The organism is Vibrio sp. 10N.286.48.C11, from assembly GCF_041469805.1.
GTDB lineage: Bacteria > Pseudomonadota > Gammaproteobacteria > Enterobacterales > Vibrionaceae > Vibrio > Vibrio crassostreae_C.
In genome coordinates this window covers 18,674-32,085 of record NZ_JBFRLK010000020.1, presented here as the reverse complement: position 1 = coordinate 32,085, position 13,412 = coordinate 18,674, and the positions used below count along the sequence as shown (strand labels likewise).

Here is a 13,412-nt window from a genome sequence, read left to right as displayed (position 1 = left end):
TCTACCAGACCTTATTGAAGTCAGTTTTCTCTAAGACTTTTGGATCGCGTTGCATCTCTAGTAGTTTGGCATATTTTAAATAGCTATTTACCGCGGAGCTTAACGCAACGGTCATCCCATCAGTGCCCCCTAAGAAACCTTTCTGAAAAACAAACTTTCGAATAAAGGCACTTAAACCATGTATAAATGGTGACATTGAATTTGCTCTTTTACCTTTTTGATACATTATCTTTGCTGCTCGTCCGCTAAAGTCTCTCCCCGGCTTAGCGAAAAGTTGTCCAAGGTTTTCGAATGAATAATGAATTAGATCGGCATCAAGTTGGCAAGGGTTATTTGCTTGAACTGATGCATGTTGTTTAACTGCTGAAAAGCGGGTTTTATTGTGATTATATAAACGGATACAAAAGTCGGGGTACCAACCACACTGTTTAATCCAACGACTACCAATATAGTTTCGTCGACGAAAAGCAAATGCGTCATGTTCGGTCTGTTTTAGGTTTAGTGCGTTGATTGAGTCTACACACTCATCGGTGAGGCGTTCATCAGCGTCAATACTAAGTATCCAGTTATTGCTAGCATAGTCTAAGCCTACATTTTTTTGGATGCCATCACCTAGATAAGGTTGCGAGATTACCTTTGCGCCCAGTTGAAATGCTAACTCCACTGTATTATCTGTGCTTTCTGAATCAACGATAATCACTTCATCACATACTCTTTGTAATGAAAGGATGCATTCTTCAACATTTTTTTCTTCATTTAGAGTTATTACTACGCCTGTTATCATTGGTTAACCTATTTTTTATTAAGAATGTTGTCAGCGACATTGTTGAATCTTTCTATTACTTTAGATGATGGAATTCTATCCATTGCGTTTTTGTCTTTGACGCGAGTTCGCCAATCGAGCTCTTGGCTATTTTTCCCTGTCTCAGAGAAAATGGCTTCTTCATAAACTGATACCACATAGCTCAGGTAACGATATGGCCCTACTCGCGCTGGGTTATGGTGTGCATAGAGGCCAATCACAGGTGTTTGCATAGCATTAGCAATGTGTGTTGGCCCCGTATCTGGAGCTATCACCATATTTACTTTATCAATCAACGCCAACATTTGCATGATAGAGCTCTGTCCAACTAAGTTCAGGCAAGGTTCTGTTAGTTTTCTCTGTATTTCTTCTGCTAGGTCGATTTCAACTTTCGCAGGACTGCCTGCCAGTATAACGCTCCAACCAGCTTTCTTAGCATGGTGAATTACATCAATATAGCCTTGAGCATGCCAGTTTTTGTAAGCTTTACTCGCTCCAGGCACAAGTAATAGGTTAGGTTTATTTGAATTGAGCTGCTGAAGCGCCCATTCGCTGTCTGATTCTGTATACGATAGAGACCAACTCAGTGACGTATCTCGAACACCTATATGTTGAGCAAAGGCCATTAATCCATCAGCGACATGTAAAGATGAAGGAGAGGTCACTTTGGTATTGGTAAACAGAGTTTGAAAGTCTTGGCTACGATCGATAGCAAACCCTAGCTTATACTTAGCTTTAATACCTAGAGTGGCAAAGCTTGCCCGAAGTGCGTATTGCATGTGAAGTAGCGCATCAAATTCACGACCTTTGAGCTGGCGCCATAACGACTTGTAGCCTTCAAGGCCTGCCTTTTTGTCAAAGGTGAGCACTTCAACATCTTCGATTGCAGCAAGCAGTTGAGCTTCTAGCTTTCCGGTGATCCAAGTGACCTTAGTCTCTGGCCATTGCTTTTGAATAGCTTGAACAGTAGCTATGGTGTTGCATACGTCACCAATCGCAGAAAGTCGCAAAATACAGAGTGATCTAGGGGCAGATTCGAACAAAGGCATGACGTGAACTCTATCAAATTGATTAATAAGAATTATGCAGTTGGGCTAGGGGAATGTAAAATAAAACTAAGCAATTAAGTAGGTAGATAGGATGCAAACGCTTAACTTTGACAATCAAGTGATTTGGTTTGACGAATCATTAATTTCACAAGAACAGGTAAAGTGTGCCTTTGATGCCGAATACTGGCAGCAGCAAGATAAAATCATTGGTAGTGCAACAGGGCGCGGTACAACGTGGTTTGTTGAGTTAGACACTATTCAAGCAGCACTGCGTCATTACCGTCGTGGTGGCTTATTTAGTAAGCTTGTAAAAGATAGTTACCTGTACTTTGGTGATGAGAAAACCCGAAGTTATCAAGAGTTCGAACTGCTTAAAGTGCTTAAGAAGTCGGGAGTTAATGTGCCGAAGCCGATTGCTGCTCGAGTGGTGAGAAATGGTGTCACCTATCAAGCGGATCTTTTGAGTGAAAAAATCCCCAACGCTAGGGACTTAGTAGCGATTCTTGAAGAGCAGTCACTGTCTGATAGTACGTATTATGCGATTGGCGTAGAAATCGCTAAAATGCATAAAGCGCAGGTCAATCATACCGACTTAAATATCCATAATATTCTTATTGATGTGGACGATAGGGTGTGGGTTATTGACTTTGACAAGTGCCATGTAAAGCAAGGCGAAGAATGGAAGAAAAATAACTTAGACAGGCTCTTGCGTTCCTTTCATAAAGAAATGGATAAAAATTCAATTTACTGGGAAGAGAACTGTTTTGAGTATATAGTTTCTAGTTATCAAGAAGCTATAGGGTTTGATAAGCTGAGTTAATTCCGATAGTAGCTTAGTATTGGTAAGGATTTATATAGGTGTAGTAGTGAAGATTAGCAAAGAACAAGTCTCAGAAAAAATAGATTCAAGGTTTCATAGTAAACTTAATAGCTCTCAATATGATATAGAAACAATTCCAGCAAGAGAATTGCTTTCTCATAGACGTGTGGATATCTATGTCAAAATGAAACTTGCTGAGGCCTGGCTTAACTCTGATAGCGAGCGTGAGAAATATTATCAGGATTTGTATTTAGAAACGATCAAAATCTTCACCAAAAACACGTTCATAGAGCCCGGAGATAGCAATAAGTCGAGCGCTCAAGACTTTGTCGATAGTTTTAAAACGTTATTCTTTGAACTGCAGGAAAACTATGACGAAGACTTACAGTATATCCCCATATCTGGGAACAGCACCCCTTTAGATGGCGCTCATCGTATTGCGATCCTAGCTTTGTTAAATCGAAATGTTAAGACAGTGGTTGTTAATGAGGTAGAGGCTGAATATGGCCTAAAACACTTTGAGAAGCATGGGGCTAATTTAGACCTGATTCAGAAGTTGGCAACAATAGCTTTAGATTTTGATTCAACTCTGCGAGTCGCGGTAGTATGGCCAAATGGAGTGCACAAGTACAAAGATATTATAAAGGAATACGGTGATACTCTCGTGTACACATACTCGCTGAATTTGAGTAAAAATGGCATCAATACTCTATGTGCAATCGCGTATAAAAATGAAGAATGGACAGGGAAGAGTGGAGAGGCTTGGCAAGGCGCAAGGCGAAAAGGAAAACATTGCTTTAAATTTGGGCAACCTACAAAGTTCATGATCTTTGAAACGCGAGGAGAAACGAGAGATATAGAATTAAAAGAAAGTATTCGGAAAATATGTGGTGGTGGCAAGCATTCTATTCATTCAACAGATAATGTTGAAGAAACAAAAGATATAGTCAAAATCACTCTGATGCCCTTTGCGAAAGTTATTTTGAACAGACTGAGATTAAAAACGGTCGCTAAATGCATAGATTCAATTGGTGTTGATTACAAAAACCAGAGTGTCTTTACCGGTAGTATAGCTCTAGAGCTTTTTTCAATGCGAGAAGCAAACGACATTGACGTTATAAGTATCGACGCCAACGCTAAACACTCAGAAGAAGTTGGGTTACACAATGATTATATGCACTGGTACCCAAGTGATTTGGCTTTATACTTCGAAGACCCATCATTAACTTATAGTATAATGGGTTATAGATTTATATCTTTGAATGAGATTCTAGGATTTAAAACCAATCGTGATGAAAACAAAGATAAGCGAGATATTCGGGCGGTAAACTATTTTAAAGCTAAAAATGGAATGGTAAGTGAAGCTTACAAAATGAAGTTTAAAGATAAACTTTACTTCTTTAAACTGTCGCTTAAAAAGAGAAGAAAAGAGTTGAAGAAGAAAATAAAATCAGCTTTTAAAAGTAACTAAATACAGTTCATTATTCCTAGAGCTAATTCTAAGGCTCTTTTGTGTGCAACACAAAAAGGCCTTAATCATTAGATACCATTAAAGCAGCCTCTACTTACGTTTAGGAGCTAAGTGCTTCTTTAACAGCCTAGTAGGAGAAACAAACTTCTTAAATGCTTTCCACTCGTTAGCCTGTGTGTCAAAGTTATAATTATTTGGATGTCCTGTAGGTTTGACACTAAATGACAAGGTTTGATGGTAAGGAAGTTGATGAAATTCATTTAGCAATGAAGGTGTACACATATCTCGGTCACTAAACTTAATGAGTAGATTCTCCCATTTTATTCGTTTTAGCCTTCTTTCCCACTTCTCTTGTGCTTCATATTGATCGGTATAGTGCAAGAAATGAATCTCGACCTTCTCTCCGAGAATACCTATAGGGTATTTGTTGTACTCACCATTTTTGACCACTTCTTCTTTGTACTTAGATTCATCATGAGAGATAAACGTCAGATCAGCTTGAGATAAGTAGTATTTTAGATCACGTAGCATGACCAGGTAATCAGGAGAAAAGATAAAGAGTCCAACAAACGGGCTTTTATAAGGTACCCCTAAGTGCTGGTGCATAAAGCCACCCCAGCAGTTATCACTGATAATCGAAAACTCTTCAGTTCCCAAATATGCTCTTCGTAGTTTTTTCTTTAATTCATCTATCGACTTCTTCACTATGAAAACACTCCGATCAGTTTCGTGGTGAGTTTGGTGAGCTTATTGTCCTTTAGGTTATACTCATTTGAAACATGAGCTTCATACTTTTCAAAAGGTGCTTGCTTAGCTTTTAGTTGATGTAAGTACTTGATAGCGCACTTTCTAAAGGCAAAGTTAAGGTCTTTATGTTTAGTTCTTTCTTGGAAAGCAGCATCAATAATAGTGATGTAGTTTTCTTGATACTGTTCGTCTCTGCGTTTGTTACTCATGATCGAATTACTGCGCTTTCGATAGAAGATAATCTCTTGAGGAATTGCAAACACATCTCGATAGTATGGCATGGTGCGCCAATAAAAGTCTTCATCTTCATGGATCAGTTTTGGTGTGAAGCGCCGGCCCTCAAGAACACTCTTGTGGTAAAGTTTATTCCATGCCATGACCTCGACACTAAAGAAGTTTGTACCAGACAAAGTCAGTGCGCCTATCTTCCGATTCTTTTTATATGGAGACTCTACTTTTGTATCATGTTCAAATGAAATGATCCCACCAGTTACGATATGTTTGTTGTGTTTCAAAGAGGCATTTATTAGGTTTTCTAACGCATCATCGACAAGCCAGTCATCCGAATCGAGCAAGAAAATATAGTCACCTTTAGCTACATCGATCCCCGTGTTGCGAGCGCTCGAAAGGCCTTGGTTTTCCTGTAGGATGACGTTAAGTCTTGAATCGGAGGTGGCATATTTTTCCGCAATGGTTTGCGAGTTGTCTCTCGAACCATCAATCACACACAAAACTTCAATGTTCTTATAGGTCTGTCGAATAACCGATTCTAAACACTCCGCTAGATACTCTTCTACGTTATAAATGGGAATAATGACGGAAATTAATGGGTTATTGTGAATCATAGGGCGAGCTCTTCTAATGTCTTTTGAATAGCACCGCTGTTTTGGTCTACAAACAGCTTTGCCTGCTTAGCTAATTGTGTACGTTGTTCGTCTTTTTCAAGCAAAGACTGAAGGGTGAGGGCGAGCTCATCTGAGGTGTTAACTATCTCAATCCCACCTAGTTCTTTCAAACTATTAACGATCTCTAGGAAGTTAAAGAAGCTAGAACCCGTAATGATAGGTACACCTAAAATAGCAGGTTCAAGCATATTATGCCCACCAACTTTGTTGCCAATTAAGCTGCCAGCCATAAAACATAGATCAGAAGCACCAATGAGCGTCAGCATTTGCCCCATGACATCACCGATATACACTGAAGTCTCTGGGCTAACACTCGGCGCTTTGTGGGAGTGCTTTTCTATATGGAACTTCTCATTCATACAAAGTTGGAATACGGATTCAAAACGTTCTGGATGACGAGGCACTAAGACGAGTAAAGCATTTGGGTGAGTCTCAAGTAGACGTTTATGAGCGTAAATAATTTGCTCATCCTCGCCCTTATGAGTACTGGCTGCAATCCAAACAGGGCGGTTATTCCCCAACCTTTCTCTTAGTAACTTACCCTGGTCAAGGATGTTTTGGTCTACATGGATATCAAACTTCACTGAACCTGTTGTCGTTAGTTTTTCGGGACTGACCCCGAGGTTTTTAAACCTTTTGGTATCTTCTGAGCTTTGACAGCAAATTTGAGTAACACTGTTTGCAAGTAAATTAAACAGCCATTGGATCTTGCGGTAATTCCTAAATGACTTCTCAGAAAGTCGTGCGTTTAACACATGAATCGGCACTTTAGCTTTGGAAACAACATGTAATGTGTTTGGCCAAAGCTCAGTTTCCATTATCAACATCTTCTGGGGCTTCACGACTTTGAGGAAGCGCTTTACTGCAAAAGAGAAGTCGATCGGCATATAGCGATGCTCGACCAGATCGCCTAATTTCACGACTTGCTCTGCCCCGGTACTTGTCGTTGTCGTCACAATGATTGGCAAGCTCGGATCTTTCTTTTTCATCTCTTTTATCAGAGGAATAGCAGCCATTGTTTCACCAACAGACACTGCATGAATCCAAATCGGATGAGATTGTGTACTTAACGTTGGGGTAATACCAAAGTGCTCTTTCCATCTGTTACCAAATGAAGGTTTACCGGGCTTTTTTCTGTAAAGCCCAAATAACAACAGCGGAGAGGCCAATGCAAGCACGAGCGTATAGATGATGCGAATAAGCATTCTTATGTAAACTCTTTCAAGTAGTTATCCACGATAATTTTTCCGTCAAAACGTTTTAATGTATCTTGTACAAAGTTACTAAACGCTTCACTTTCTTTGAAGTTCAGAGCCTCGTTTATTGTTGTACCCAGTGAATCTGGCGTTTCTTTGGATAAGAATGGTTCAAGCTCTCCGTTCATTATTTGTCTAACACCGCCATGACTGTCTGTTGAAACGACTTTTGTCCCGCAAGCTAGCGATTCAATGAGAACCATACCCAACCCTTCATGCTTTGAGCTTAAAACGTAAAGATCCGCTTGTTGATACCAAGGGAAAGGATTGGTTTGTGAACCTTTGAAATGAACTCTATCATTCAGGCCGAGTCGAGAGACTTCATTTTCGACCGTTGCACGATCATTACCATCGCCAACGAGTATTAAATCTTGTTGGATACTAAAGTTTTTAATTGCATAGTCATACGCTTGGACAAGTAATGAGAAGTTTTTTTGGGGAACGATACGACCTAGCCCAAGGATATACGGTTTCTCGTGTAATGGATTAGTTTGTAAAGTGGCTTGCTGCTGAATATGTAGAAAATCATTCGGGTTATTTAGCATGACAGGTTTTCGAGGTGTAATGCCGTGTAGTTTCGTCATATCTCGAAAGCTATTTAGTGCGCCATCTGATACGCAAGCGACATTACGTTCATCAAATAGCTTGCTAAATACCCAGCGAGATAAAGGACCATACATATCTGCTCTTTGAACATTTTCGCATACATACACAAACCTGGCGTCTTGTAATGGCCAGAGGTGCTCAAACGTACCTTGTCCACGAAAAATGACGAGGTCAAATTTTTCCCCGTTCTTTTTCTCCAATGCACACAAATGTTTTTTAAAGGCAAGGGCTTCCGCGTAAGCAAACCAGATTGGGAATGTTTTTCGTGAGATTAAATTCAAAAGCTTACAAATAATAAACCAGACAATCCCAACACCTGTGGAGAAGACGCTTTTCTTCAAATTGAATAGATGGATGGGTAAAGCTTTGTTCTTCGGTGAGAGCTCGCACGTTCGATTCTTTAAATATATGAGATCGGTCTTATGGCCTGCATCTAGAAAGGAGTCTGCCAAGTTGACAGCAACCCTTTCCATTCCACCAATTTTCAAACTATTAACAACGATAGCTATTTGCATTGAACCTTACTCGATATTAGTTATTTTGTTGATGACTTTTTGGGGCGATAGTTGCTTCAGGCAATTTAAATGCCCCAGTGGACATTCACGCTTAAAGCAGGGGCGGCAATCGATGTCAGTATGAACGATTTCGACTTTCTCAGCTAACGGCGGGGTGTATTTAGGTGATGTTGAACCATATACCGCAACGACATTGCAACCGACTGCAGCAGCGACGTGCATTAAACCTGAATCGTTGGCAACCACGGTGTCGCACGCACCTAATAAATCAACAGCTTCAATTAAGCTTGTTTGGCCAGCTAAAACATGAATACGGTATTGCAGCTCTTTAGGTACTAATGCTCTGATGTTGTTACAAGTTTCCAAGTCTTTTTGAGAGCCAAATAGCCATATTTGTTTGCCCGCTTGGCTCATGTTGGTAGCAACCTCTGCGTAGTGCTCTTCCGGCCATTTTTTGGCTGGGCCGAACTCAGCACCTGGACATAAGCCAATAATTGAGCTGTCATTCTCTAGGTTAAACTTGGCAATGGTTGCTGTTTGTTCCGTTTCATTAATGAATAATTGAGGGCGAGGAAGAGTATCTAGGCCACCCAATGATGAAGAGTCAATCATCTCTTTTTCGGTGTAGGCTAGGGCAACATAGCGTTCAACCATGAATTGAAATGACTTCATATTTGGGCGCAGGTCGTTTAATAGGCCATAGCGCATCTCACCTTTCCAACCTGTGCGCAGTGGGATGTTGGCAAACCAAGGAATAAGGGCAGACTTAGCAGACTTCGGTAAAATATAGGCGTGGTCATATTGGTTTGCGCGCAAAGATTTACCTATCTCTCGACGACCCAATAAATTAAATGCGCCATGGCCAATAGGCATCTCGATTGCTTGGTGTATTTCTGGCATACGTTCAAGGATTGGTTTGCACCATCCAGGAGCAATCACATCTATTTGGCTTTCAGGGTGAAGCTTCTTCAATACAATATAGAGTGATTGAGACATAACCATGTCGCCAACCCATGAAGGACCAATAATTAGGATCTTTTTCATTACTTTATGCGCCAGTCTGTTTTGTATCTTGGTTTGAAGAGGTTGTAGTAATTATTGCCATCTTCTTGAGAGTGCAGAAGCTGAAGTATCCACATGTACTGTTCAGGCTTGTCTCCAACGAAATATTCGATCGCTTGATTACACGTTCTTGCGTCTTGCTCTTCGCCTTTATCGAGTTCAAAAGCCGGTAATATCTCGATATTAAAAGAGCCGTCTTCGGTATTCATTGATGCAAACAATGGCAGGACTTTTGCCCGAGATAGCTTCGCTATTTTCCCCAAGCCTGGCAGCGTCGCTTTTCTTGTCGCAAAAAAATCGACAAAAACACTATGTTCGGGGCCATGGTCTTGGTCTGGCAGGTAGTATCCGATATAGCCATCTCGAATTGATTTCAAAAATGGTTTTATTCCACCAGAACGTTCATATACACGGCCACCGTGTTGAACACGTTGTTTGTGCATAAGCCAATCAGTAACATCATTTTTTTGTTTCTTTGCCATGGCAGATACTGGCATATCCATAGACGCAAGAAGAATGGCTGGTACATCAATCGCCCAGGAGTGAGGTACCATCAATATGACATTCTCATTAGCGTCAATGTGGCCTTGTAATATATCTAAGCCTTTAATCTGGCAGCGCTTCTTTAGCCAGGAAGCGGGTTTCAAACTCAATAAACCAAAGCGGATGAAAAATAGTGATGCAGTAAACAGTGTTTTTTCAATCAGGGCTTCACGCTCTTCGAATGTCTTCTCTGGGAAGCAGAGTTCAAAGTTAACACGGCTGCGGTGCGCAGGCCCAGTTTGAGATTTTGCGAGTTTAGCTGCAATGGTTTTAGCAAGCCATTTTTGAGCTTTGAGAGGTAATATTGCAAGAGGGAGGCCAGCAATAACCCCTAACCAAGTTCCCCAAAATTTAGGCGTTAGGAAGCTTCGGTTGAATGTTGGATTATAAGCTTTTGGATCAAAATCGTTTCTTTGGGTCATAATCACTACTACAGCAGTTCATTGTCTGAACCGCTGTTATTATTGAGTATCAAAGTTATATCGAGCATTAAGCATTAAGCATTAAGCATTAAGCATTAAAGTTACATTGAATATTGAATATTGAATATTGAATATTGAACATTAATGCTTATTTGTTTTGAAGTGCCATATACTCCGCAACGCCTTGCGCTACAGTTTTAAATACCACATCACAGCCTGCTGCTCGAAGTTTCGTAAGATCAGCTTGAGTAAACTCTTGGTAAGCGCCTTTTAAATGCTCAGGGAAAGGAATCGTTTCGATTTCACCTTTACCGTGGTGCTTAATTACCGCTTTGGCAACTTCGTCAAAAGACTCAGCATTGCCGGTGCCTAGGTTAAAGATGCCAGAAACACCGTTCTCTAAGAACCACAGGTTTACTGCGGCAACATCACCGACATACACAAAATCACGTTGGAACGTTTCGCTACCTGCGAACAGCTTAGGGTTCTCACCGGCGTTCATTTGATTGTTTAGGTGGAAAGCAACAGAGGCCATGCTGCCTTTGTGATCTTCGCGTGGACCGTAAACATTGAAGTAACGGAAACCAGTAATTTGAGGTAACGTCTCATTATGCGCTACAGCATCTGCTGTTAAGCGACGAACATAGTTATCAAATTGTTGTTTTGAATAGCCGTAGACATTTAATGCACCTTCGTATTCTCTCTCCTCGATAAAAGTATCGGTTTCGCCATAAGTGGCAGCAGAAGAGGCATATAAGAAAGGGATTTCACGCTCAACACAGTAATGAAGTAGCTCTTTTGAGTACTCATAGTTGTTAAGCATCATGTATTTACCATCCCACTCAGTGGTCGCAGAGCAGGCACCTTCATGGAAAACAGCTTCAATAGGGCCGAAATCATCCCCAGCCATCACTTGAGTTAGGAAGTCGTCGCGATCCATGTAGTCAGTGATGTCTAGGTCTACAAGGTTCTTGAACTTTTTACCGTTCTTGAGGTTGTCGACAACTAGAATATCGTTGTGGCCTGCGTCATTGAGTGCTTTCACAATATTGCTGCCGATCATGCCAGCGCCACCCGTTACGATAATCATATTTTTCCTACTCTTTTGAATATAAAACTACCGTGAGTATAGCAAGGAATGACAAAGACGGGCTAGTGGAATAATTCCTTAAGCGGAGTATGATATGAGCAAATTAGTCTTAAGTCAGTGCGCAGTAAGCACTCGAAATTATAGGTATTATCATGAAAATTGCAGTTGCGGGTACCGGTTATGTAGGTTTATCCAATGCGATGTTGTTGGCACAAAACCATGAAGTGGTAGCGGTTGATATTGTTGAAGACAAAGTAGCTATGCTTAATAAAAAGCAATCTCCAATTGTAGATAATGAGATTGAGCACTTTCTATCAAATAAGGTGCTGAATTTCAGGGCGACAACAGATAAAGCGGCTTACAAAGATGCTGAGTTTGTCATCATTGCTACTCCAACTGATTATGATCCAAAAAATAATTATTTTGATACCAGCTCTGTGGAATCGGTCATTAAAGACGTCATGGATATCAATCCCAATGCCGTCATGGTGATCAAATCAACGGTGCCTGTTGGTTATACTGAGCGCGTTAAGCAAGAACTGAACTGTGTAAACGTTATGTTCTCACCTGAGTTTTTACGCGAAGGCAAAGCCCTGTACGATAACCTACACCCATCACGTATTATCGTTGGTGAGTGCTCTGAACGAGCGAAAGTGTTTGCGAATCTGCTGGTTGAAGGCGCAGAAAAAGAGAATATCGACGTACTGTTTACTCACTCTACAGAAGCGGAAGCAGTAAAGCTCTTTTCGAATACCTACCTAGCGATGCGTGTTTCTTATTTCAATGAGCTCGATTCTTACGCCGAAGCGCACGGTTTGGATTCTCGTCAGATCATCGAAGGTGTGGGCTTAGATCCTCGAATTGGCAACCATTACAACAACCCTTCATTTGGTTACGGTGGTTACTGCTTACCGAAAGACACCAAGCAGTTGTTGGCGAATTACCAAGATGTACCAAACAACATTGTGGGCGCTATTGTTGACGCTAATCGCACTCGTAAAGACTTTATTGCGGAGTCCATTATTAAGCGCTCGCCTAAAATTGTAGGTATTTATCGCTTGATCATGAAGGCCGGCTCGGACAACTTCCGTGCGTCGTCGATTCAAGGCATCATGAAGCGTTTGAAAGCTAAAGGTATAGAAGTGGTCGTGTTCGAACCTGTGTTGGAAGAAGAGCATTTCTTTAACTCGAAGGTTTATTCTGACCTAGAAGAGTTTAAAGCCGTATCAGATGTGATTGTATCCAACAGAATGGTCGATGAAATATCAGACGTTGCAGATAAGGTGTACACGCGAGACCTGTTTGGCAGTGATTGATTCCAGCAGTGATTGATCAAAGGTATTATTGATTGAAGGTGAATTTTAGCGTTTGCTAATTCGACCAGATGTTATCAGCTCGATCTATCCGCTTAGTGGCGATATACTGAACCACTAAACGGATAGGGATACTAATAACTAATGAAAACACGTGACAAGATTGTTTACGCTGCTCTAGAGCTTTTTAATGAGCACGGTGAGCGTAGTATTACGACCAATCATATTGCTGAGCATATCGAGATTAGCCCTGGTAACCTCTACTACCACTTCCGTAACAAACAAGAAATTGTACGTGACATCTTTACGCTCTATTCAACAGAATTGCTTGAAAGGTTCACACCGATTCAAGGCCAACAAGAAAGCCTCACGCTACTCAAGACCTACTTAGATTCTATCTTCACACTGATGTGGAAGTACCGATTCTTCTATGCAAACTTACCTGAAATATTGTCACGTGATGAAAAGCTCCACCTTGATTACATGGCCGTACAAGAAAAGCTGCAAACGAATCTTGTCGATATCATGCGAGCCTTCGTTGAGTTGAACCTGCTCAAAGCAACGGATACGGAAATGAAATCGATGGTGACGTCTCTTCACTTGATTGCATCAGGTTGGTTGGCGTATCAATCTGCGATGTCTCCAAAAGCTCAAATTACCGAGCAAGTGGTTCATCAAGGAATGCTGCAGATGATCGCGACGGTTAAACCGATTGCGACAGCTCAAGGTTTTGAGCAGCTGACATTATTGGAAGATGGTGTAAGGGCGTTGAACTCTAAATAGAAAGAGACGAGTAAGCGGTATACGGGAT

13 protein-coding genes are annotated in these 13,412 nt (G+C 41.0%); 4 read left to right on the top strand and 9 right to left on the bottom strand.

Annotated features, from left to right (window positions below):
* Position 1 precedes the first annotated feature (1 nt).
* Positions 2–784, bottom strand: coding sequence for a glycosyltransferase family 2 protein (locus AB4209_RS06950; RefSeq protein ID WP_372055293.1), 783 nt, complete (start codon positions 782–784; stop codon positions 2–4).
* An 8-nt stretch (positions 785–792) separates the two neighbouring features.
* The gene (locus AB4209_RS06945; protein WP_372055385.1) at positions 793–1,845 is read right to left on the bottom strand and encodes a glycosyltransferase family 9 protein; all 1,053 of its coding nucleotides are present in this window, start codon (positions 1,843–1,845) and stop codon (positions 793–795) included.
* 97 nt (positions 1,846–1,942) lie between these two features.
* Here AB4209_RS06945 and AB4209_RS06940 point away from each other — a divergent pair, with 97 nt between their 5' ends.
* Positions 1,943–2,671, top strand: a complete 729-nt coding sequence (locus AB4209_RS06940; RefSeq protein WP_372055291.1) for a 3-deoxy-D-manno-octulosonic acid kinase — start codon at positions 1,943–1,945, stop codon at positions 2,669–2,671.
* Between the two features lie 46 nt (positions 2,672–2,717).
* Complete coding sequence (locus tag AB4209_RS06935) at positions 2,718–4,142, top strand: hypothetical protein (RefSeq protein ID WP_372055289.1); 1,425 nt, start codon at positions 2,718–2,720, stop codon at positions 4,140–4,142.
* 90 nt (positions 4,143–4,232) lie between these two features.
* Here the strand turns inward: AB4209_RS06935 and AB4209_RS06930 are convergent, their stop codons facing one another.
* The 7 genes from AB4209_RS06930 to rfaD all read right to left on the bottom strand — a co-directional run bounded on the left by AB4209_RS06930 (position 4,233) and on the right by rfaD (position 11,288).
* Positions 4,233–4,847, bottom strand: coding sequence for a DUF1919 domain-containing protein (locus AB4209_RS06930; protein WP_372055287.1), 615 nt, complete (start codon positions 4,845–4,847; stop codon positions 4,233–4,235).
* Positions 4,847–5,734 carry a glycosyltransferase family 2 protein gene (locus tag AB4209_RS06925; RefSeq protein ID WP_372055285.1) on the bottom strand — a complete coding sequence of 296 codons (888 nt, stop codon included), beginning with the start codon at positions 5,732–5,734 and terminating at the stop codon, positions 4,847–4,849. Before AB4209_RS06925 ends, AB4209_RS06930 begins: the two co-directional genes overlap by 1 nt.
* Complete coding sequence (waaA, locus tag AB4209_RS06920; RefSeq protein ID WP_372055283.1) at positions 5,731–6,999, bottom strand: lipid IV(A) 3-deoxy-D-manno-octulosonic acid transferase; 1,269 nt, start codon at positions 6,997–6,999, stop codon at positions 5,731–5,733. Before waaA ends, AB4209_RS06925 begins: the two co-directional genes overlap by 4 nt.
* A 2-nt stretch (positions 7,000–7,001) precedes the next feature.
* Positions 7,002–8,171, bottom strand: coding sequence for a glycosyltransferase (locus AB4209_RS06915; protein WP_372055282.1), 1,170 nt, complete (start codon positions 8,169–8,171; stop codon positions 7,002–7,004).
* 6 nt (positions 8,172–8,177) lie between these two features.
* On the bottom strand, positions 8,178–9,215 hold the full coding sequence (waaF, locus tag AB4209_RS06910; RefSeq protein ID WP_372055280.1) for a lipopolysaccharide heptosyltransferase II: 1,038 nt from the start codon (positions 9,213–9,215) through the stop codon (positions 8,178–8,180).
* Positions 9,215–10,201: a lauroyl-Kdo(2)-lipid IV(A) myristoyltransferase gene (lpxM, locus tag AB4209_RS06905; protein ID WP_372055383.1), complete on the bottom strand. Its 987-nt coding sequence runs from the start codon at positions 10,199–10,201 to the stop codon at positions 9,215–9,217. The genes waaF and lpxM overlap by 1 nt, the downstream gene beginning before the upstream one ends.
* Positions 10,202–10,346: 145 nt before the next feature.
* Positions 10,347–11,288 carry an ADP-glyceromanno-heptose 6-epimerase gene (gene rfaD / locus AB4209_RS06900; RefSeq protein WP_372055278.1) on the bottom strand — a complete coding sequence of 314 codons (942 nt, stop codon included), beginning with the start codon at positions 11,286–11,288 and terminating at the stop codon, positions 10,347–10,349.
* Positions 11,289–11,440: 152 nt separating this feature from the next.
* On the opposite strand from rfaD, the gene AB4209_RS06895 reads away from it, so the two are divergent.
* Complete coding sequence (locus AB4209_RS06895) at positions 11,441–12,604, top strand: nucleotide sugar dehydrogenase (RefSeq protein ID WP_372055276.1); 1,164 nt, start codon at positions 11,441–11,443, stop codon at positions 12,602–12,604.
* A gap of 141 nt (positions 12,605–12,745) precedes the next feature.
* Positions 12,746–13,384 carry a TetR/AcrR family transcriptional regulator gene (locus tag AB4209_RS06890; protein ID WP_017063104.1) on the top strand — a complete coding sequence of 213 codons (639 nt, stop codon included), beginning with the start codon at positions 12,746–12,748 and terminating at the stop codon, positions 13,382–13,384.
* The last annotated feature ends 28 nt before the right edge of the window (positions 13,385–13,412 follow it).

Bases quoted from the DNA above. Each gene is read 5' to 3' on its own strand.
- rfaD (WP_372055278.1), bottom strand. From the start codon at position 11,288: ATGATTATCGTAACGGGTGGCGCTGGCATGATCGGCAGCAATATTGTG.
- waaA (WP_372055283.1), bottom strand. From the start codon at position 6,999: ATGCTTATTCGCATCATCTATACGCTCGTGCTTGCATTGGCCTCTCCG.
- AB4209_RS06925 (WP_372055285.1), bottom strand. From the start codon at position 5,734: ATGATTCACAATAACCCATTAATTTCCGTCATTATTCCCATTTATAAC.
- waaF (WP_372055280.1), bottom strand. From the start codon at position 9,215: ATGAAAAAGATCCTAATTATTGGTCCTTCATGGGTTGGCGACATGGTT.
- AB4209_RS06890 (WP_017063104.1), top strand. From the start codon at position 12,746: ATGAAAACACGTGACAAGATTGTTTACGCTGCTCTAGAGCTTTTTAAT.
- AB4209_RS06915 (WP_372055282.1), bottom strand. From the start codon at position 8,171: ATGCAAATAGCTATCGTTGTTAATAGTTTGAAAATTGGTGGAATGGAA.
- AB4209_RS06940 (WP_372055291.1), top strand. From the start codon at position 1,943: ATGCAAACGCTTAACTTTGACAATCAAGTGATTTGGTTTGACGAATCA.
- AB4209_RS06895 (WP_372055276.1), top strand. From the start codon at position 11,441: ATGAAAATTGCAGTTGCGGGTACCGGTTATGTAGGTTTATCCAATGCG.
- AB4209_RS06950 (WP_372055293.1), bottom strand. From the start codon at position 784: ATGATAACAGGCGTAGTAATAACTCTAAATGAAGAAAAAAATGTTGAA.